General features: G+C 47.7%; 20 protein-coding genes. 5 read left to right on the top strand and 15 right to left on the bottom strand.

The genetic code is table 11. The features are described from left to right. Nucleotides 1–300: 300 nt before the first annotated feature. Nucleotides 301–648 carry a hypothetical protein gene (locus tag AELLOGFF_RS05700; protein ID WP_159267774.1) on the top strand — a complete coding sequence of 116 codons (348 nt, stop codon included), beginning with the start codon at nucleotides 301–303 and terminating at the stop codon, nucleotides 646–648. Here AELLOGFF_RS05700 and AELLOGFF_RS05695 read toward each other — a convergent pair. The 14 genes from AELLOGFF_RS05695 to gyrA form a co-directional block, all read right to left on the bottom strand. Next, entirely contained in the window at nucleotides 645–2,417 is a 1,773-nt protein-coding gene (locus AELLOGFF_RS05695; RefSeq protein ID WP_159267773.1) for an SLC13 family permease, read from the bottom strand. The genes AELLOGFF_RS05700 and AELLOGFF_RS05695 overlap by 4 nt on opposite strands. A 2-nt stretch (nucleotides 2,418–2,419) precedes the next feature. Continuing rightward, on the bottom strand, nucleotides 2,420–3,391 hold the full coding sequence (locus tag AELLOGFF_RS05690; RefSeq protein WP_159267772.1) for a DHH family phosphoesterase: 972 nt from the start codon (nucleotides 3,389–3,391) through the stop codon (nucleotides 2,420–2,422). A 34-nt stretch (nucleotides 3,392–3,425) separates the two neighbouring features. Further along, on the bottom strand, nucleotides 3,426–4,127 hold the full coding sequence (gene pyrF / locus AELLOGFF_RS05685; protein WP_159267771.1) for an orotidine-5'-phosphate decarboxylase: 702 nt from the start codon (nucleotides 4,125–4,127) through the stop codon (nucleotides 3,426–3,428). Between the two features lie 9 nt (nucleotides 4,128–4,136). Continuing rightward, on the bottom strand, nucleotides 4,137–5,333 hold the full coding sequence (locus AELLOGFF_RS05680; RefSeq protein ID WP_159267770.1) for a lipopolysaccharide assembly protein LapB: 1,197 nt from the start codon (nucleotides 5,331–5,333) through the stop codon (nucleotides 4,137–4,139). 6 nt (nucleotides 5,334–5,339) lie between these two features. Next, the gene (locus AELLOGFF_RS05675; protein WP_159267769.1) at nucleotides 5,340–5,630 is read right to left on the bottom strand and encodes a LapA family protein; all 291 of its coding nucleotides are present in this window, start codon (nucleotides 5,628–5,630) and stop codon (nucleotides 5,340–5,342) included. A gap of 77 nt (nucleotides 5,631–5,707) precedes the next feature. Then, a complete protein-coding gene (gene ihfB, locus AELLOGFF_RS05670; protein ID WP_159267768.1) occupies nucleotides 5,708–6,004 on the bottom strand; it encodes an integration host factor subunit beta in 297 nt (98 codons plus the stop codon). A 120-nt stretch (nucleotides 6,005–6,124) separates the two neighbouring features. Further along, complete coding sequence (rpsA, locus tag AELLOGFF_RS05665) at nucleotides 6,125–7,804, bottom strand: 30S ribosomal protein S1 (RefSeq protein WP_159267767.1); 1,680 nt, start codon at nucleotides 7,802–7,804, stop codon at nucleotides 6,125–6,127. 138 nt (nucleotides 7,805–7,942) lie between these two features. Further along, nucleotides 7,943–8,632 carry a (d)CMP kinase gene (gene cmk, locus AELLOGFF_RS05660; protein ID WP_200842702.1) on the bottom strand — a complete coding sequence of 230 codons (690 nt, stop codon included), beginning with the start codon at nucleotides 8,630–8,632 and terminating at the stop codon, nucleotides 7,943–7,945. Nucleotides 8,633–8,640: 8 nt separating this feature from the next. After that, complete coding sequence (aroA, locus tag AELLOGFF_RS05655; protein ID WP_200842610.1) at nucleotides 8,641–9,942, bottom strand: 3-phosphoshikimate 1-carboxyvinyltransferase; 1,302 nt, start codon at nucleotides 9,940–9,942, stop codon at nucleotides 8,641–8,643. A gap of 30 nt (nucleotides 9,943–9,972) precedes the next feature. Further along, nucleotides 9,973–10,869 (bottom strand): prephenate dehydrogenase/arogenate dehydrogenase family protein, encoded by an 897-nt coding sequence (locus tag AELLOGFF_RS05650; protein ID WP_235035473.1) that lies wholly within the window; start codon nucleotides 10,867–10,869, stop codon nucleotides 9,973–9,975. Then, the gene (hisC, locus tag AELLOGFF_RS05645; protein ID WP_159267766.1) at nucleotides 10,859–11,977 is read right to left on the bottom strand and encodes a histidinol-phosphate transaminase; all 1,119 of its coding nucleotides are present in this window, start codon (nucleotides 11,975–11,977) and stop codon (nucleotides 10,859–10,861) included. Before hisC ends, AELLOGFF_RS05650 begins: the two co-directional genes overlap by 11 nt. Nucleotides 11,978–12,012: 35 nt before the next feature. Then, nucleotides 12,013–13,158 carry a prephenate dehydratase gene (pheA, locus tag AELLOGFF_RS05640; protein WP_159267765.1) on the bottom strand — a complete coding sequence of 382 codons (1,146 nt, stop codon included), beginning with the start codon at nucleotides 13,156–13,158 and terminating at the stop codon, nucleotides 12,013–12,015. Between the two features lie 4 nt (nucleotides 13,159–13,162). Beyond that, complete coding sequence (gene serC, locus AELLOGFF_RS05635) at nucleotides 13,163–14,242, bottom strand: 3-phosphoserine/phosphohydroxythreonine transaminase (protein WP_159267764.1); 1,080 nt, start codon at nucleotides 14,240–14,242, stop codon at nucleotides 13,163–13,165. 120 nt (nucleotides 14,243–14,362) lie between these two features. Then, a complete protein-coding gene (gene gyrA / locus AELLOGFF_RS05630; RefSeq protein ID WP_159267763.1) occupies nucleotides 14,363–17,014 on the bottom strand; it encodes a DNA gyrase subunit A in 2,652 nt (883 codons plus the stop codon). Nucleotides 17,015–17,286: 272 nt separating this feature from the next. Between gyrA and AELLOGFF_RS05625 the strand changes: the two genes are divergently transcribed. From AELLOGFF_RS05625 to AELLOGFF_RS05610, 4 genes are read left to right on the top strand one after another with little or no spacing between them, the layout of a single operon-like run. Continuing rightward, on the top strand, nucleotides 17,287–18,615 hold the full coding sequence (locus AELLOGFF_RS05625) for a TRZ/ATZ family hydrolase (protein ID WP_159267762.1): 1,329 nt from the start codon (nucleotides 17,287–17,289) through the stop codon (nucleotides 18,613–18,615). 1 nt (nucleotide 18,616) lies between these two features. After that, entirely contained in the window at nucleotides 18,617–19,342 is a 726-nt protein-coding gene (gene ubiG / locus AELLOGFF_RS05620) for a bifunctional 2-polyprenyl-6-hydroxyphenol methylase/3-demethylubiquinol 3-O-methyltransferase UbiG (protein ID WP_159267761.1), read from the top strand. Beyond that, nucleotides 19,342–19,998 carry an HAD-IA family hydrolase gene (locus AELLOGFF_RS05615; protein ID WP_159267760.1) on the top strand — a complete coding sequence of 219 codons (657 nt, stop codon included), beginning with the start codon at nucleotides 19,342–19,344 and terminating at the stop codon, nucleotides 19,996–19,998. The genes ubiG and AELLOGFF_RS05615 overlap by 1 nt, the downstream gene beginning before the upstream one ends. 15 nt (nucleotides 19,999–20,013) lie before the next feature. Then, a complete protein-coding gene (locus AELLOGFF_RS05610) occupies nucleotides 20,014–20,775 on the top strand; it encodes a YciK family oxidoreductase (RefSeq protein ID WP_159267759.1) in 762 nt (253 codons plus the stop codon). A 61-nt stretch (nucleotides 20,776–20,836) separates the two neighbouring features. Here the strand turns inward: AELLOGFF_RS05610 and AELLOGFF_RS05605 are convergent, their stop codons facing one another. Next, nucleotides 20,837–21,679 carry an HDOD domain-containing protein gene (locus tag AELLOGFF_RS05605; RefSeq protein ID WP_159267758.1) on the bottom strand — a complete coding sequence of 281 codons (843 nt, stop codon included), beginning with the start codon at nucleotides 21,677–21,679 and terminating at the stop codon, nucleotides 20,837–20,839. Nucleotides 21,680–21,697 lie beyond the last annotated feature (18 nt).

Here is a 21,697-nt window from a genome sequence, read left to right as displayed (position 1 = left end):
GCCTAGGCTATACAAAATTTGATGCATCTGCACCCTATCATTTTCGTTAGAATAATCTAAACAATAAGCACACTAATATTTGCTCACCCCACTCCCTTCGCAATGGCCCATACCCGTCTAAGCCAGCGGCTATGATTTACTGAGTATAGACGCTCAAGCAGCACCGTGTTAAAAGTCATAGACAATGACATCATCATTTTAATGTCATCACGTCCTTCCTCGGTTTAACACACGCTATAATGCTGAGCACCAGCTAACTGTAGAAATGTTTCACTACATGAATAACAACAGGAAGAGGTTATGAAAGCGCACACTATCGCTAGTGTTGTCATTATTATTTTACTTTTCAGTGTTTGCAGCACAGCGCAAATAAGAGACTTTAGCACCGCTCACAAGAAGATTGAGCGCGCCCTAGAAGGCAGAGCAGGGTTTCCTGGCAGCGACGCAATTTGGGTAGCTCATAACGTATTAGGCATCACCGTAATAAAAGATGTCATTAATGAAAAGAAATACGCTAAAGATGTTTGTAACTTTCTCGCTGAAAATGGATTTTCCAGCCAAAAAGTCACTGTTAATATCGTTGATCAAAATGAACTGCGCAGCTACAACCGCTGGTCACAGCTTGCTTCAGTTCAATGTAAAAACTAAAACGGCCATATAACGGGGGCTATTAACACGGTTACTACCCCCACAATGATTGTCAGCGGCACACCCATCTTAAAAAAGTCACTAAAGCGGTAACCACCGGGGCCATATACCATGAGGTTGGTTTGGTAGCCTATTGGCGTCGCAAAACTTGCTGAAGCTGCCATCATCAGAGTAACCGCGAACGGTAGCATGCTCACATCAAGTTGTTGACTGGCTGCCAGTGCAATGGGGAATACGATTACTGCGGCGGCAAGATTTGAAATTACTGCAGAAAAAACCGTCGTGACAACAAAAATAGCCGCCAAGGTAGCCATTGGCGAGCCCGATGCAAGCGCAATGATTTCGTGGGCGATTACCGATGCAGCTCCCGTTGACTCCAATGACCCACCCAATGCGATAGATGCAGCGATCACCAACAATATTTGCCAATCGACACTGCGGCGTGCATCTACCGCCCTAATACAACGCGTTACCACCATGAGTCCGGCTGCCAAAAAGGCTGCCTTGAGCATCGACAACCAACCCACAGCGACAACCAAGACCATTGCCGCCATTATTAACCCCGCTCGGCCACGATGCTCATGGCGAACGGGACGAGAATTTTCTATAGCACTAACTAATAAAAAATCACGTGAATAACGCTGGTTGGGAACAAAGTCCTCATAGGCCTCAAGTAATAAGGTATCCCCCGGCTCTAACTGTAAATCTCCAATCCGGCCCTTTAGGTGTTCACCGTTACGTGAGATAGCAATAATGGCAGCGCCATAATTATTTCTAAATCGCATTTCACGGATAACGCGACCTAAATGTGGGAAGTTCGGAGATATCACAACCTCAACCAAACAGCGCGACAAATTATTCCCACCCAATTTAAACGCTTGATCCTCGGCTAATCGCAAACCATGAAAATTCTTTAGATCCACCACAGAACGAACATCGCCAGCAAATATTAGTCTGTCGCCGGCCATCAAAATTTCTTTGGGCGACACCACCGTCATAAGCCGTTCGTCACGAACAATCTCAATAAGAAACATCGCCGGCAACTGTCTCAGGCCAGCCTCTTCAATTGACTGCCCAATCATTGGACTCTGCGGTTCAACCAACATCTCGACAATATACTGTCGAGTATCACCAAAACGTTCATCTTGACTATGGTTAATTGGCAGTAGATAGCGGCTGGTCAAAAGAGTAAAAATCAAAACTAAAATAACACAGGGCAAACCTATCCACGCTAAATCAAACATACCTAAAGTCTGATCTGGCAGACTTTCTATCATCATCCCATTCACGACTAAATTAGTGCTGGTACCCACCAAAGTGCACGTCCCGCCCACAATCGCGGCGTAACTTAATGGAATCATTAATTGCGATACTGCAAGTTGGTTTCGCTTAGCCCAATCACGTACAGCGGGAATCATCATTGCCACTACAGGGGTGTTATTTAATATAGAGCTGAATATTGCAACGGGTGCCATTAATCGAAACTGCGCCATACTCGTCGACTTAGGACGCCCTAAGACATTCAACGATATCCAATTAACAACCCCCGTTTCAGACAAGGCTTGGGCGACGATAAACAAGACCCCAACGGTAACCATACCCTCATTAGCCATTCCCGCCAGCGCTTCTTTCGGCGTTAACACTCCAAGCAGCAGCAGTATCACAACACCACCACACAAAACCATATCAGGAGGACGCCGACTAAAAATTAAGGTAAGCAAACATCCGGCAATGACACTCAGGGCAATCCATGCTTCAGTAGTGAACATAGTTAGTTAGACAAACCCCGATAGAACGACTGAAATTGCGTCACAAAATTATTTAGATTCGTGCCCGACAAATCATTAATACCCGCCGCAGCTGCGCGACCACCACCGGTAGGAAACTGTCGACAAAACTCATCAGCACCACGCTTGTTATTAAGCGGTGCACGAATACTAACTAGATAGTTGCCGTTATCCTTTTCAGTAAGCACCGCATGGGCCCGATCAGGAAAATCATTGGCTAAATCGTTGCTATATACACCACTAACCCGTCTGGCCCAGCGCTCATTTGGCAAGATAAATACAGCAGCTACATCGTCGGCATGTAATGCGGGTAACTGACTCGCAGCACGCATATCATTTTTATACCCTTCTTCAAGTTGAGAAAAGGTATCCGCCGCTTCCTTCATAAATTGTCGCGGGCTCGCATAAAGAGCAATTCGACGATATAAATCGGCGGGGTCAAAATGAAGATCGTCTATACTTGCCCCATAGCCATTGTAATTAAGATATATACCTAGGTTTTCAAGCTGTTCCAGCTCCACCTCGCTTAGTGCTAAATTCTTTGCGACTGCCATTGCGCTATTTCTGAGGTTATCTCCAAATGCACCAACGACCGCCCATTCGGCATATTGCCCCTTTAACATGCCATTAACGAGTAAGCTTGTACAAACGTCGGCGGCAGGATTGATATTTACGGTTAAATTATCATGCTCAGGGATTTCTCCAGCAAAATGATGATCAACGTAAACTACCTCAGCCCCAGCCTCTAATGCCAAGCCCAATCCATCACGGTTTTTATCCAATGACACATCTAACACTGTCAACTGATCACCCGGTTGCGCTTCTACACGAGCTAGTAAATTAATATCTCTCTTTACGCCGGTAACCAAAACACTGTCCTGTGGACTGGCATTACGCAACTGGACCAATGCACACAAACCATCAGCATCGCCATTAAATACATCAATTACTGCCATGGAAAATTCCTTTCTTTAAATGATTTATAACTAATTAATAGCCTAAGGAGGCGTTGATTTCTTTGAGAGTAGCCAGCGGGTCGGCACTGCGAGTAATCGGCCTACCAATCACCAAATAATTGCTTCCTTGAGCAAGCGCTTCAACGGGCGTTGCCACTCTTTGCTGATCTCCCCGCTCACTGCCCTCAGGTCTAATACCTGGGGTAACAAGCAAAAATTCCTTAGGAACAATATTGCGCAACACAAACACTTCTTGAGCAGAGCAAACAACACCATCTAAACCGCTTTCTGCCGTCAAGGATGCCAACCGGCTCACCTGGTCCACAGCCTCATTATTGACACCAACAGCCCGTAAGTCCTCGCTTTGCATTGACGTTAACACAGTAACTGCAATTAATAAGGGCGCATCATTTCCAAACGGGAGCAAGGCCGATTTTGCCGCCGACATCATCTTAGCCCCACCGGACGCATGGACATTCACCATCCACACTCCCAGATCTGCTGCAGCAGCAACAGCCGCGGCTGTCGTATTGGGAATATCATGAAACTTTAAATCAAGAAAAATCTCGAAACCACGTTGCTGAAGGTCTCTTACCACCTCAGGCCCATACAAGGTAAAAAGTTCTTTGCCTACTTTAAGGCGACATAAGGATGGATCAAGCTGCTCAACAAAGGCATCAAGCTCGGTGCGAACAGCAAAATCTAACGCAACAATGAGTGGAGATTTTTCAGTCATAATAATCGTTTAATCACCTTGTATACCACGAATGGGCGCAATGGTACCCCACTGCTCACAGCTCGGACACAGCCAGTGCAGCTTTTGCCCCGAAAAACCGCAATGTCGACACCGATAACTAGGCCGCTCTGCCTTAAGTTGTTGCAAAAACTGCTGGGTTAAAACAGTCGAACTTAGCTCATTCGGAGAACGCTCAAGCACCGCAGCCAATAAACCCGTAGTTGGGCGTTGCATTGATGCCTCGTGTAAATATCGCTCAGCAGCCTCTGACCCATCGCACTCAGCTATAACATCTGCGCATTCAATAATAAACGCCGTGCAGTTCACCTTCTCGACAATTCTTCGCAGAGCATGCAGGTATTGAGTTCGGTTACCGAGATGTGTAAAGGCCTCTCGAAATAAGGGTAGGACTTCACTTGCATACGCTGGCTGATTTTCTAGTATTGATTGAAGAAGGTCGAGAGCAAGTTGAGGCTTTTTTTCTTGAATCGCAATATGTGCAGACAACAGCAAAGACCTAACATTTTGATTATCGAAATAACGGGCGTCCTGCAGCTCTTTAGAAGCCAACTTAAAATCGCGCGAGTACACTAAACGTTGTGCTTTTTCACAATAATAATGACTCAACGAGCACTCTACGGCTCGATCTGCCGCGGTCGCAACAGCCTGTTTTTTAAGCCAATGCTTCTGCGGTAGACGTAAACGTGCCACTGCGATAGCTTGATCCCAGTCTTTTTCACTTTGATAAATATTTTGTAAATGCGTCAAAGCCTCAGAGCGATATAGCGTGGACTCATCCACGACATCCCTAAGTAAGCGCTCTGCACGATCAAATAAGCCCGCAGATATATAATCCCTCGCAAGCTCAAGGTGAACCTGATACAACTTATCTTTAGGTAAACTTGGTCGCGACAATAAATTCTGATGAATACGTATCGCCCCTTCTACTTCACCCTTGCTGCGCATTAAATTGCCTAGCGCAAGGTGCGTGGGGAGGGTTTCAATATTCACGGGTAATTCATTGATAACGGTCATCACCGCTGCGCCAGCTTGCTCGCTTAGCAAGTAATTCAGGCCCTTATAATACGAGCTTGCAGTGTCATCCGTGACCGAGCCTTTCTGTTTTGGACGATACCAATACCCTAGTAGCCACCCACTCGCCACCGCAACTAGAATGATAAAAAATTGAACTATTTCCTCACTCATCCCTGATTAGCTACTGGTCACCTGTGTTCGGGGTTTAGTTTTAGGAGCATTAACTAGACGACGTAAACGAAGCCGTGAAGCCTGTAAACGAAGAATAACAACCGAGCTAGCAGCTAGACCCGCAACCCCACCGACAAAGAACGCCAAAATTATCCAAGTAGATAAACGTTGCGCAGGAAGTTCTGCAACCAGTACGTTCAACGGTACAAGGGCATCATTTTGGATTGTAAACAACAAGCCAACAGCCAGTACCATTATCAAAAGGATTAGCACTAAAATCGTACGGATCAGGCGCATCTAATCACTTCCCAAAAAAAAACGATATGATCAATGACCATACCGTTTCTATAAACATAACGCTAGCAGCACTGGCATCAAGAGCCAGACTGCAGGCTCAAATTAACGCGTTCACGCAATTCCTTACCTGGCTTAAAATGCGGAACATATTTACCGGGTAGCTCTACCGTATCACCCGTTTTGGGGTTGCGCCCCATTCGTGGTTCTCGGTAATGCAGAGAAAAACTGCCAAAGCCTCGTATCTCAATACGATCACCAGTAGCCAAAACCGTCGACATATGTTCAATCATGGTTTTCACAGCCAACTCAACATCCTTATGGGACAACTGAGGCTGACGCTCGGTAATCAATTCGATTAATTCAGATTTGGTCATTGCTTGTTCCCGTTGTTTCCAACCCTCAAGCCTAGCTTAGCATTTTTTTGCATATAAGCCAGATAGTTACGAGCATTTAGTGAAACTAAATGCTCGTAACTTCAGTTCAGACCAAAGAGATTAGTCTTTGCTTTCCATCTGAGCTTTGATCAAGTCACCGATAGTTGCTGGAGCAGCAGTTTCGACTTCTTTCTCACGTAGTGATTTAACCGCTTCCTTCTCATCGTCAACATCCTTCGCCTTAATAGACAAAGTCATTGCACGATTTTTGCGATCCACACTGATGATTTTAACTTCAACAGCATCACCAACTTTTAAGACGTTACGTGCATCTTCAACTTTGTCACGGCTGATTTCAGACGCTTTTAGTACGCCCTCAACTTCTTCACTCAGCACAACAACAGCAGCTTTTGCATCAACTTCTTTAACAACACCATTTACAATGGCGCCTTTGTCATTTTCTGCAACGTAATTAGAGAACGGGTCATCTTCTAGCTGCTTAATACCTAGAGAGATACGCTCGCGCTCAGGGTCGATTGACAGAATAACTGTTTCAATCTCATCACCTTTCTTGAACTTACGTACGGCTTCTTCGCCAGTTTCGTTCCAAGAAATGTCTGACAAGTGAACCAGACCGTCGATGTTGCCATCTAGACCGATAAAGATACCGAAGTCAGTGATCGACTTGATCGCACCCTTAATTTTGTCACCTTTAGTGAATTGACCACCGAAGGCATCCCATGGGTTTTGTTGACACTGCTTGATACCCAAAGAAATACGACGACGCTCTTCGTCGATATCCAAAATCATCACTTCTACTTCATCGCCAACTTGAACGACTTTAGATGGGTGGATGTTTTTGTTAGTCCAATCCATTTCAGAAACGTGAACCAAACCTTCAACGCCTTCTTCGATCTCAGCAAAACAACCGTAGTCAGTAAGGTTAGTCACCTTAGCTTTAACACGAGAGTTTTCTGGGTAACGCGCTTTGATAGCAACCCAAGGATCTTCGCCAAGTTGCTTCAGACCCAATGATACGCGGTTACGCTCACGGTCAAACTTAAGAATGCGCACGTCAATTTCTTGACCTACTTCAACGATTTCACTTGGATGCTTAATACGCTTCCAAGCCATATCTGTAATGTGTAACAGGCCGTCAATACCACCCAAATCTACGAAAGCACCGTAGTCGGTCAAGTTTTTAACGATACCTTTAACAACCATACCTTCTTGCAGAGATTCCAGCAGCGCTTCGCGCTCTTCACTGTTTACACTCTCAAGAACGGCACGACGCGAAACAACCACGTTGTTGCGTTTCTGGTCCAGCTTAATGACTTTGAATTCAAGCTCTTTGCCTTCCAAGTGCGCGGTATCGCGAACTGGACGAACATCAACCAATGAACCAGGTAAGAAAGCGCGAATGCTGTTGATATCAACAGTGAAACCGCCTTTAACCTTACCATTTATAATACCGACAACAGTTTCTTCAGCTTCATAAGCTGCTTCAAGTGTGGTCCACGCTTCGGCGCGCTTAGCTTTCTCGCGTGACAGTTTAGTTTCGCCAAAGCCATCTTCTACAGACTCTAGAGCAACTTGAACTTCGTCACCAATAGCCAGAACGAATTCACCGCTCTCGCTCAGAAACTGCTCGCGAGGAATAACACCCTCTGATTTCAGTCCCGCATGGACAGTAACCCAATCACTGTCGATATCAATAACAACGCCGGTCACAATTGAACCGGGTTTCATATCAATGGTTTTTAAACTTTCTTCAAATAGATCAGCAAAGCTCTCGCTCATTAGTCATTACCTGAGTATTTAATAGTGGCAACGCCACCGTATCGCCGTGTATCCAGCTTACACGGGTCAATTCATATTGCCTCAATACAACGCCAGCTGGTATTTGCGCTGTTTGCGACGGTTTTTTAGTTTGCTTTTTTACAAACCAATAAGACGAGCGTTGACTTCCGCCAACACTCGATCAAACACTTCATCTATACCCAAACCACTGCTATCAAGCTGAACAGCGTCTTCTGCGGGCTTTAAAGGAGCCAGTTCGCGCTCGGAATCACGCTTGTCGCGCGCGCGGATCTCCCCTAAAAGGGCCGCGAGATTAACATCATCGCCCTTTGATTTCAACTGCAGATAGCGTCGATCAGCCCGCTCTTCGGCACTTGCCGTCAAAAAGATCTTGACTGGCGCACTGGTAAACACCACCGTCCCCATATCTCGACCGTCAGCAACCAAACCTGGCGCCTGTGCAAAATCGCGCTGGCGACCTAATAAAGCACTGCGCACAGCGGGCAATACAGCCACTTTAGACGCCAACATACCGGTGGTTTCAGTGCGTAAATCGCCGCTGACATCCTCACCTTCCAGCAATACCCGCGTGGGTTCTCCCGGTTCACCGGCAACAAACTCGACATCTAAATTTGCAGCCAATTTTGCGATAGCGGCCTCATCATCAAAGGCGCAGCCATGTTTATCTGCCGCCATCCCGACTAGACGGTATAAAGCACCGCTATCCAACAAATGCCAGCCCAAGTGCTGAGCTAACTTTTGGCAAAGCGTCCCCTTGCCAGAACCACTAGGACCGTCAATTGCAATTACCGGCGCAGACAATGAAATCTTTTCGCTCATGCTTGCACTTCTATGTTCATGCCCAAACCCGAGGCCAAGGCGACAAAGTTAGGAAACGAGGTTGCCACATTGTCGCAGCCTGTGACTTTAATAGGCGCTGTCGCGCGCAACGAGGCTACCGCAAAAGACATCGCAATACGGTGATCGTGATGACTATCAACCGTTGCCCCAGTAATTTGACCACCCTGAATGACAACGCCGTCGACAGTTGGCTCAGCACTAATACCCATCGCTTGCAGCCCGTCTGCCATTACTTGAATGCGATCGCTTTCTTTAACTCTCAACTCTTCGGCACCGGTGAGCACGGTTTGCCCCTCAGCACAGGCAGCTGCCACAAACAGCACCGGAAACTCATCTATTGCCAGAGGTACTTGATCTTCAGGAATATTGATACCCTTAAGCTGGGCGTAACAAATACGGATATCCGCCACCGGCTCGCCGCCGACCTCTCGCTCATTAAAGACGGTAATATCGCCACCCATGGCACGCAGAATATTAATCACACCAACCCGCGTTGGGTTAATTCCAACATGCTCCAAAGTTAAGTCTGCATTCGGTGTAATACTTGCCGCCACCATAAAGAAAGCCGCTGAAGAAATATCCGCTGGCACATCTATATGCACCGCACTTAAACGTCCACCACCCTGTAACTTCGCTACCGGGCCATCAACGTCAACTTTGTAACCAAATCCGCGCAACATACGCTCACTGTGATCACGTGTTGGCGCTGGCTCTGTCGTACGGGTCTCACCTTCGGCATATAAGCCCGCCAACAACACGCAAGATTTCACCTGCGCGCTCGCCATCGGCAACACATAATCAATCGCTTTTAATGACTGACCACCCCGTAAAGTTAGAGGCGGACGCCCACCTTCAGCGGTTTCTACCACTGCGCCCATTTCTCGCAAAGGCGCCGCAACCCGCTCCATCGGGCGCTTGCTTAATGACACATCGCCGGTCATCGTCACATCAAATTGCTGCCCCGCTAACAACCCCGCCAGCAAACGCATAGATGTACCGGAATTACCTACATAGATATCGCCAACCGGGGCCTTAAGCCCGTCCCTGCCCACACCGTGAATGACCACTCGACCATTTTCTGGGCCTTCAATTTCTACCCCCATTGCCCGAAAAGCATTAAGCGTTGACAAGGCATCTTCACCTTCAAGAAAACCATCTACCGTGGTCACGCCATCGGCAATCGAACCAAGCATAATGGAGCGATGAGACATTGATTTGTCACCGGGGACACGGGCCTTGCCACGTATTTGACCACCGGGTTGCATTAAGAAATCCACGTTAATATTCTCTTTAAATTAATCAGGAAATTACGATGAAGGCGATTTTTTTTGTCTAGCCAAATATTGGCCCAAAAAATGTTCATCACGAGCGCGCTTGGCACGATCAAAAGTAGCAAAAATAGCATCACCATCGCCTGAAGCAATAGCGGCACGAACCTTATTTAGATGAGCACTAAAGCCATCAATACCGTTCAATATCGCAGCTTGATTTGCTAAAGCAATATCATGCCACATGGTTGGATCACTAGAGGCAATTCGGGTAAAGTCCCTAAAGCCACCAGCTGCAAACCGAAAAATATCCGCGGCGGCTCCATTTTGGGCAAGTGCATCAACCAAAGTGTAAGCCAAAACATGAGGAAGGTGGCTCGTCGCCGCAAGCACTGCATCGTGCTCCGCCACATCCATACGAACGACCTCTGCGCCACAGGCCTCCCACATCGATTGAATAAGGGATAAGGCGGCACCGGATGTATTTTCTAGTGGCGTTAAAATAACCCGATGGTCAAGAAACAAATCTACGGTTGCAGCATCTACACCGCTTTGCTCTGAACCCGCGATAGGATGACCCAGCACAAAATTTGACGGCACTTCGCCAAAGATTTTCTCCGCTGCGCGCTCAATATTGCCTTTTACGCTCGCCACATCAGTCACGATCATATTGGGCGTCATCAATGGTGCCAATTCCAGCATGATTTTTTCAGCAATCAATGTGGGCGTGGCAATTACTACCACATCAGCGTCGGCAACAGCCTCCGCCATATCTAAACTATAAGAATCAATAACCCCAAGCTGCAAACCACGCTCAAGTGACTCAACACGACGTCCAGTTGCAACAACCTCGCTAACAGCTTGTTGCGCCTTTAGCGCTTTGGCCAATGAACCACCCATTAGGCCTAAACCAATTATGGTGAGTTTATTTATCAAAGCAGCCCTCATTTATTAGATTTTTTAATGCGGCAAGAAAACGCATATTTTCTTGTTCAAGACCAACAGAAACTCGTAAGTGTTTAGGCATTTGATACACCCCCACCGGCCTAACAATTACACCTTTCTGTAACAGCGCTTGGTAAACAGGCATGGCATCGCAGGGCAACTCAACGGCAACAAAATTACCCATAGATGGAATATAGGGTAATCCTAAGTCATCAAATCCCGCGCAAAGCTGTTTCACCCCAGCGGAGTTCACTTGCTGACTGCGACGCAAATAATCGTGATCATCAAGCACCGCCAAGGCCGCCGACATGGCAGGAATACTGACATTGAACGGTGCCCTGACACGGTTCAGTAAATCGGCAATTTGCGGACTGCTAACGCCGTAACCAATACGCAAGCCCGCCAAGCCATAGGCTTTAGAAAAAGTGCGGGTCACAATGACATTGGAATATTCAGCAAGAAACGTTAGCCCATCGGGAAAATCATCAACCTCAGCGTATTCAATATAGGCCTCGTCGAGAACAACGATGACATGCTCAGGCACCTTAGCCAAAAAAGCAGCCAAGGCATCACGATTAAGGTAGTTTCCGGTAGGATTATTTGGGTTAGCAATAAAGACGACTTTTGTGTCTGCCTCGATAGCCGCCGCCATCGCGTCTAAATCGTGGCCCCAATCTTTGGCAGGCGTAATAATAGCGCGAGCGCCAACAGCCTGCACAGCGATGGGATAAACAATAAAAGCGTACTGAGAAAATACCGCAGAACTACCTGCACTTAAAAATGTGCGTGCAATTAAATCCAAAACATCATTTGAGCCATTACCCAGCGTGAACTGATCCACGCCCACAGATAATTTTTCAGCAAGCTTATTTTTAAGCTCAAAACCACTCGCATCAGGGTATAAGTGCAGTTGTTTTAACGATGCCTGCGCCGCTGCCGCTGCCAACGATGATGGCCCGAGCGGGTTTTCATTACTGGCCAGTTTAACCACGCTGTCCAAGCCCAGCTCACGCTGAAGCTCTTCGATAGGCTTACCCGGCTGATAGGGATGCAAACCCTGAACACCTACATTTGCTATCGCAAACACATCGCACGTCACTCGCTCATACCCTCACAATTAAGCCAAACAACATCTTAAATGGCAGCCTTGGGATAAGAACCCAATACTTTAAACATAATAGAATGCTGCTCAATATCATTAAGAATATCAACAATGATGGCATCGTCACGATGACCTTCAAACTCAATAAAGAACACGTAAGTCCAAGGTTCGGTACGCGATGGTCGCGTATCGATGCGGGTCAGCATGACATTCGCTTTTTGAAAAGGCGCCAGCAACTTCACCAGCGCACCCGGCCTATTCCTAGCCGAAACAACTAATGAGGTCTTATCACGCCCACTGGCTGCGACATCTTCTCGACCTATGATCAAAAAACGTGTCGTATTATCGGCTTGATCTTCAATATTCGCGGTAAGCTGCAATAAACCATATTGCTGTTGAGCCATATCGCCAGCAATCGCCGCCACACCCTCTTCTTCGGCTGCCATCCGTGCCGCTTCACCATTGCTACTAACCGCAGAGCGCTCAACACCGGGATAATGGGCGTCTAACCAGCGGCGGCTTTGCGCCAATGCTTGTTGATGAGCACAAATACGTTTTATTGGCGTTTCTTTACCCTCTTTACCGACCAATAAATGCAGCTGAATCCGCAATTCCAATTCACCACAAATCTTTAGTGGAGAATTAATAAACGCATCCAAGGTATGAGATACCATGCCTTCGGTAGAATTCTCAACCGGTACGACTCCATAGTGGCAGCTACCATTGGCAACCTGGGCAAACACTTCATCAATGGACGCTTGCGGCACACTAACCACAGCGTGGCCAAAGTGCTTAAGCGCCGCGGCCTGACTGAAGGTGCCAAGCGGCCCCAAATAGGCAACTTCCATCGGCTTCTCTAAAGCCAAACAAGCCGACATAATTTCACGAAAAATAAACGCCACAGTATCATCTGCAAGTGGCCCTTTATTTGCCGCCTTAACTCGCGCCAAAACCTGCGCTTCCCGCTCAGGACGATAAAACAACAGCTGTTGTGAACTGCTGCTATCCGTGCTCGACTCAAACTGCTGGGCTAGGGCAAACTCCCGCAACTTGACCTCGGCCACTTGCTGCGCGCAAGTGGCACGACGATTCAGCAGATCGTGAATCTGAGTATCGATACTATCGATGCTTTGACGTAGATCATCAAGGCTTACTGGCGGCGTGTTAGATTCGCTCATAATCTCAGCTGTTTTCTTGTGCAAAGTCTTTCATGTAGGCAATCAATGCATCGACAGCCTCTTCTGGGACGGCGTTATAAACGCTTGCGCGCATACCACCCACCGAACGGTGGCCCTTCAAGTTCAGCAAACCCGCTTCGTCTGCCCCAGCAAGAAACGCTTTATCCAAACTGGCATCAGCCAACACAAAGGGAATATTCATCAATGACCGACTGGCAACCTCAACCGGATTGCTATAAAAACCACTGGCATCGATATAACTGTACAATTTTTCTGCTTTACGGCGGTTAATGACTTCCATCGCCGCTAAGCCACCTTGGGCTTTCAGCCATTTAAAAACCAAACCTGCCAAATACCACGCCAAGGTTGGCGGTGTATTGTACATAGAGTCATTATCAGCAGCCGTTTTGTAATCCATCATTGTCGGCGTCATTGCATTCGCTTTACCTAGCAAGTCCTTACGAACGATGACAATGGTTAAACCGGCTGGACCGATATTCTTTTGAGCGCCAGCGTAAATCAAACCAAATTTATTCACATCGATAGGACGCGACAAAATAGTGGAGGACATATCGGCAACCAATGGCACCTTGCTATCCGGCGTCCAGAAAAACTCTAAACCGCCGATGGTTTCATTTGGCGTGTAATGCAAGTAAGCCGCATCGTCGCTTAATTGCCAGCTATCAAACGCTGGGATAGTAGTGAAATTTGTGTCTTCAGATGACGCGACCACATTCACATTAGCATAGCGCTTTGCTTCTTTAATTGCCTTTTTTGACCATTCTCCGGTGTTGACGTAATCAACAACCTTACTCTCCCCCATCAGATTGAGAGGCACTGCAGAAAATTGGCTACTGGCACCACCCTGCAAAAACAACACAGCGTAATCGTCGGAAATGCCCATCAATTCACGCAAGTCAGCCTCAGCTTCCTTGGCAATCCCAACCACCTCTTCAGAGCGGTGACTCATTTCCATGACGGACAAACCACGCCCCTGCCAATCCAGAAGCTGCTCACTGGCTTCTGCCAATACTGACTCAGGAATTGAGGCTGGGCCTGCACAAAAATTAAAACGACGCGCCATTTTGAATCGTCACTCCGAACGTTTAAAAAACAAAAAATAAACGGCGCCAGCGGCGCCGCTACACGAAACTACCTAACGACATTACTGAATTACAAAAAACTCAGCAAAACAGCGTATAAATCACTCTTCACCACTGTCATCCGCTGGCGCAGCTGCATCACCTTCGCTGCCTGTCGCCTCTCCAGCAATCACATCTTCTGGCGACGCTGTTTCAGCATCTTCATCAATCTCAAGCAGCTTTTCATCTTCTTCATCAACGCGCTGCACGCCCACTAGATGCTCGTCTTCTTTTAGACGAATAACACGAACACCCTGCGTATTGCGGCTCAGAATCGACACTTCATCCGTGCGGGTACGCACTAAAGTACCTTGATCACTGATCAACATTAAGTCATCGCCTTCGAAGACTTGAACCGCGCCAACCAAAGGACCATTACGCTCACTCATTGCCATCGCGATAACACCGCGATTGCCACGGCCTTTCGCGGGAAAGTCCTCTACAACAGTACGTTTACCGTAACCATTCTCGGACACGGTAAGCACGCGACCCTCTTCCTGTGGAATAATCATAGAGATAGCACGCTGGCCTTCATCCATGCGAATACCGCGTACACCACGGGCGGTACGCCCCATAGCACGCACATCTTTCTCTGCAAATCGCGCGGCTTTACCCGCACTAGTTAGCAGCAAAATATCATTTTCGCCATTTGTGATTGCTGTACCAATAAGTACGTCGCCTTCATCTAATTCAATGGCTCGCAATCCTACACTGCGCTGACGAGAAAAGGCTTCTAATGGGGTTTTCTTTACGGTACCAAAACTGGTTGCCATAAAGATGAAATACCCTTCTGTGTATTCATTTACTGGCAAAATCGACGTAATACGTTCGTTTTCATCCAGTGGCAGTAAATTCACCATGGGGCGGCCACGTGAATTGCGGCCAGCTACAGGGATTTGGTAAGCGCGTAACCAGTACACTTTACCAATATTACTAAAGCAAAGAATCGTGGTGTGGGTATTCACAACGAGTAAATGCTCAACAAAATCTTCGTCTTTTACCGAGGTCGCCGACTTACCCATACCACCGCGCCGTTGCGCTTGATAAGTATCCAAGGGTTGCGACTTGGCGTAACCGCCGTTAGAAATCGTCACGACCCGATCTTCTTCTGGAATAAGATCTTCGTGATTAAGGTCAAGCTGTGAAGCGACAATTTCACTGCGGCGCTCATCACCATAATCGGCAACAACTTGCTCTAACTCACCGCGAATCACCGCAATCAACACATCTGGATTGGCCAGAATATTTAAGTACTCAGCAATTTCCAACAACCGCTCTTGATACTCACCTAGCAGCTTCTCATGCTCTAACCCCGTCAATTTCTGCAAGCGTAAATCAAGAATTGCCTGCACTTGAACGGGCGACAAGAAATACTCGCCATCACGTAGACCATATTGATCTTCAAGATCATCTGGGCGGCAGGCATTTTCGCCAGCACGCTCTAACATTCCCGCTACATCGCCCAATTTCCAAGAGCGCGAGATCAAACTTTCTTTAGCTTCTTGGGTTGTTGCCGATGCTTTAATTGTCGCGATAATTTCATCAATATTTGAAATTGCGACCGCCAAGCCTTCAAGCACATGGCCGCGCTCACGCGCTTTACGCAATAAATAAACCGTACGGCGTGTTACTACCTCACGACGGTGGCGAATAAAATACTCAAGCAGTTGCTTGAGATTCAAAATACGCGGCTGATTGTCAACCAAGGCCACAATATTAATGCCAAACACATTTTGCAGCTGGGTTTGAGCGTATAAGTTGTTTAGTACAACTTCACCACTTTCGCCGCGCTTCATTTCAATGACTACACGCAAACCATCCTTATCAGATTCATCACGAAGCTCAGAAATGCCTTCTATCTTTTTCTCTTTAACTAATTCAGCAATTTTTTCTATTAAACGCGCCTTGTTAACCTGATACGGCAACTCATGGACAATAATGGTTTCTCGATGCGTTTTTTCATCAACAATAACTTCTGCACGAGCACGAACGTATATGCGTCCGCGACCGGTGCGATAGGCCTCAACAATCCCTGCGCGACCATTAATGATCGCCGCGGTTGGGAAATCTGGACCAGGAATATGCTCCATTAACTGATCGACGGAAATATCCGGATCATCCAGCAAGGCCAAACAGCCATTAATAACCTCTGTTAGGTTATGTGGCGGGATATTTGTTGCCATACCAACCGCAATACCCGATGAGCCGTTAATCAGCAGCGCGGGGATTTTAGTGGGCATAACAGCAGGAATTTGTTCTGTGCCGTCGTAATTTGGCACCCAATCGACGGTTTCTTTATCCAAATCGGCCAGAATTTCATGGGCGATTTTACGCATCCGAATTTCTGTATAACGCATTGCCGCCGCGTTATCGCCATCAATAGAACCAAAGTTACCCTGACCATCAACCAACATATAACGCAGAGAAAAAGGCTGCGCCATCCGAACGATGGTATCGTATACCGCAGAATCTCCATGGGGATGGTATTTACCAATAACATCACCAACTACACGAGCGGACTTCTTATAACCCTTATTCCAGTCATTGCCTAATTCGCTCATAGCGAATAATACTCGGCGGTGAACAGGCTTTAGGCCATCGCGGACATCAGGTAGCGCTCGTCCCACAATGACGCTCATTGCATAATCAAGGTAGGACTGCTTAAGCTCGTCCTCGATATTTACCGGCAGAATCTCTTTAGCTAAATCAGCCATGAACGGGGTAGTTCCTTATTATGGATAGTCGTCACGCGGCAGTGTCGCCTCGAAATCGGCCTTATCCGGTATTTAACTCATCACTACAGCCATCTCCGCCGACGGCGTAGCTAATCTAAGCGGAAAATAAAACGGTAATCATAGCATAAACCTCAAGCCCGTAGACAGTTCAAAATCGCCGCAAATCAATGTACTACCGCAACAATTCAACCGACAGATGGGTCGTTAATAGGTATACTTAGGCCTTTTCGTAATTAGACACGGACAGCCCCATGCCTGCCCACAGCCAACAGCCCGTCGACACCTTGATATTTGCACGCTGGATAATTCCGGTTGCCCCAAGCTGCACGCCACTCGAAAACCATGCTTTAGCGATACGCAACGGGGAAATATGCGCAACACTTCCCGCCAGTGAAGCCGAAAATATTCATGCCGATGAGGTGCTTAGACTAAACAAACACGCACTACTTCCGGGGCTCATCAACACCCACGGCCATGCCGCAATGAGTTTATTTCGCGGGATGGCCGACGACAAACCACTTCACACTTGGCTAAACGACCATATTTGGCCTGCGGAGGGTCGCTGGGTAGACGAAACCTTTGTTCGCGATGGCTGCGAACTCGCTATTGCTGAAATGCTTCGTAGCGGCACCACAACGTTTAGCGATATGTATTTTTTTCCAGAAACTGTTGCCGGCGTAATCCGCAAAGCGGGTATTCGCGCCCAACTTAGCTTTCCGATATTCGACTTCCCCTGCGCATGGGGCAGCGGCCCCGACGAATACTTCCGCAAAGGCCTTGCACTGCGCGACGAGCTAAAGCATAGCTCATTAATTACCGTTGCTTTTGGTCCACACGCTCCTTATACGGTAAGTGACGACGTCATCCAACGCGTCGCCACCCTCGCCGCCGAAGCCGATATGGCCATTCAAATCCACCTCCACGAAACTCAACAGGAAGTTGACGACGCCTTAGCCAGCAGTCGTAAACGGCCCATTAAGCGCCTCGCCGAACTCGGTTTATTAGGCCCCAAAACGCAGTGCGTTCACCTAACCGCGCTCAACGACGAAGACATTGCCACCTTAGCTAGCTTTGGATGCCATGCGATCCACTGCCCAGAATCGAATATGAAACTCGCCAGCGGCTTTTCTCCTGTAGAAAAAATGCGCAGTGCCGGTATTAATGTTGCCCTCGGCACCGATGGCGCGGCCAGCAATAACGACCTTGATATGTTTAGTGAAATGCGCAGCGCCGCACTACTAGGCAAAGTGGTATCCGGCGATGCCAGCGCACTTCCGGATTACTACGCGCTAACCATGGCCACGCTGAATGGCGCAAAAGCACTGGGGCTTGATCACCTTGTAGGAAGCTTAGAAGTTGGCAAGCAAGCAGATATTATTGCCGTTGACCTATCTAACTTAGCCCAGCAACCCGTATACAACCCCGTATCCCAGCTTGTTTATACCAACCTCAGCCATGAAGTTAGTCATAGCTGGATACTTGGCCGCAAGGTACTGGATAATGGCCAACTAACAACGCTAGACAGCCGAGACATTATCACTCGCGCAGAACTCTGGCGCGCCAAAATTAGCGGAGAATAGAATGCAGCACGCAGAACAGCAACATAACAACAATGTAGACCCGGCCGAAATTGCCAAGTTTGAAGAGTTAGCCCACCGCTGGTGGGATCGTAATAGCGAATTCAAACCGCTGCACGACATCAATCCACTGCGCGTCAATTATATTGATGAGCGCTCGCCGTTGGCAGAACGCCGAGTTGTGGACGTAGGTTGTGGCGGCGGCATTTTATCAGAAGCCATGTTCCAACGCGGCGCTCAGGTCAAAGGCATCGACATGGGCGAAACCCCGCTTAGCGTTGCCCGCTTACACCAGCTTGAGTCCGGCGCAGAGGTAGAATACGTACAAACAACGGCAGAACAACTTGCCGCAGAGGAAGCCGGCAAATATGACATCGTAACCTGCCTAGAAATGCTGGAGCACGTTCCCGATCCTTCATCGGTAATTCGCGCTTGCGCAGCCCTATGCAAGCCCGGCGGCGACCTCTATTTTTCCACCATCAACCGCAACCCCAAGGCCTTTATGTTCGCCATTGTCGGCGCCGAGTATCTGCTAAAAATGCTACCCAAAGGCACCCATGATTTCAGCCGGTTTATTCGCCCCGCTGAACTGGGTAACTGGGTTCGCGATACCGGCTTGCAGATGCAAGATATGACCGGCTTAACCTATAACCCACTGCTGCGCCAATACAAGCTCAACGACAAAGATGTTGATGTGAATTACATGATCCACGTAAAGAAGCCCATCTAATGTTACAGGCTGTATTATTCGACTTAGACGGTACGTTATTAGATACCGCGGTGGACTTTACCACCGTGCTAAACCACATGCTCAGCGAGCGCGGGCAAGCACTGCAAGATTATGCCGCCGTACGTCAGCGTGTTTCAGATGGTGCACGTACTGTGGTTCAACTCGGGTTTCACCAACAAGATGACCTTGCAGGGCTTCTAGACGAATTCCTAGACCGCTACCTTAAACAAGTATCGGTAAGTACCACCTTATTTCCTGGCATGACCGACGTGTTAAACCATATCGAAGAACGCGGTTTAAGATGGGGAATTGTCACCAATAAACCTCTGAGATTTACGACACCTCTGCTTGCGGCCATGCAGTTAACTGAGCGCTGCTCAACCGTAATATGTCCAGACCACGTCACACATAAAAAGCCCCACCCAGAACCCATATATCTAGCGTGTAAAGAAATAGACTGCTTGCCAGTCAATACCATTTATATTGGCGATCACCAGCGAGATATTGATGCTGGGCGAAATGCCAACATGAGAACTGTCGCCTGCCGGTATGGCTACATCTCGGCGGCCGATAACTTAGATAGCTGGGGCGCTAATTACATCGTCGACACCGCTACAGATCTAATTCCATTGATTACTCAATTACATCAGTCATAAACCAGAGGATTTTTCGTGCCTTTAACTTTGCCGCAAGACTTCACTGCCACACCACAATGCCTAGCAGGAAAAGTAATTTTAGTGACAGGAGCCGGAGACGGCATCGGGCGCGCAGCAGCCCTAAGTTATGCACAGCACGGCGCAACAGTGATTTTACTGGGTAGAACCATCGATAAGCTGGAAGCCGTTTACGATGAAATTGAAGCAGCCAAATTACCGCAAGCAGCAATATATCCAATGCATCTTCGCGGCGCCGCAATGAAAGATTACGAGGATTTAGCCAACACGATAGAAAAAGAGTTCGGGCACTTAGATGGGCTACTCCACAATGCTGGGGTTCTCGGCGAACGCCGCACTCTAGCGCAAACCTCTGTAGATAGTTGGGATGAAGTGCTACAGGTCAATCTAAGCGCCCCCTTCATGATGACCCAGGCACTTCTTCCTTTGCTCGCTGCAGCAAAGAATGCCTCGGTTATTTTCACCTCTTCAAGCGTTGGCCGAAAAGGCCGAGCATTTTGGGGGGCTTACGCGATCTCGAAATTTGGCACAGAAGGCATGATGCAAGTTTTAGCGGATGAAGAATTTGCGCTTAACCAAACCCGCGTCAACAGTATCAATCCTGGCGCAACCCAAACTGTCATGCGCCGTACTGCCTACCCAGGAGAAAACCCTCAAGACAACCCGCTTCCTGAAGCGATTATGCCCCTTTACCTCTATTTAATGAGTGACGATAGTAATGCGGTAAACGGGCAACAATTTGATGCCCAAGCAAAATAAGTATCGAGTTAAACCACAAAGACCAAACCAAAATGTACCATAATGCAGCGCTTTAACTGCTTTAACCCTGCAGGGCCTGCTGCATGGCTTCAATTTGCTGGTGATAGCCGTCACTCATATCAGGGGTAACTGGCAACCCTAAACGGGTAAACGCGCTGACAGTAGACCAATCAACACTCGCCAAAGGGTGTTCGGTACCCACATAGCTGTGCAAATTAGCCACTGTAACCAAATCGACGTAATCGCCAGCAGCTGCCTCTCGATTAAAGTCCATATGTTGCATGGGCACGGCAACTAGCTCATCGGCAAATCCCCATGCCTCCAAGATACGGCTTCCCACTTCTGGACTTAAACTAATTAAAATTTGATCGAGAAGCTCCGGGTGATCTCGCAAAAAGCCTCGCCCTACGGCGTAAGATAAGACTGGCAAAGTGCCAACCTGATGAACAATACCAGCCAAGGTGGCCATTTCTGGCTTTAGCTGTGTCTGCGACTTGGCAAGGGTATGGCAAATGGCCGCAACATCGGTGCTGTGCATCCATATTGCCCGCATACGTTGATTTAAGGCTTCTTTCGTTGACAAGAAAATTTGCTGCATGGCCAAGGTCGTCACTAGCGTGCTGGTGTAACCCAAGCCAATACGGCCTATAGCAGACTTAACATCATCGATAGGCTGAAACCCACGCAGCAGGGAGCTATTGGCGATACGTAAAATGCGTGTTGCTATCGAGCTATCATTCTCAATAATTGTCGCCAGCATTCCCACATTCACATCGGGATCACTGGCTGCTTCACGAATTTCCAAAGCCACCTCCGGCAGCGTTGGCAATACGATAGAATCATTTTCAATCGCATCTAACAAATCTAGCCGAACTTGTTCGACCAAGGGATTGTTTACCGACACATTTATTAACTCTTTGCG

The organism is Zhongshania aliphaticivorans, from assembly GCF_902705875.1.
Classification (GTDB): Bacteria; Pseudomonadota; Gammaproteobacteria; order Pseudomonadales; family Spongiibacteraceae; genus Spongiibacter; species Spongiibacter aliphaticivorans_A.
This window is presented reverse-complemented; position numbering and strand designations above follow the sequence as displayed.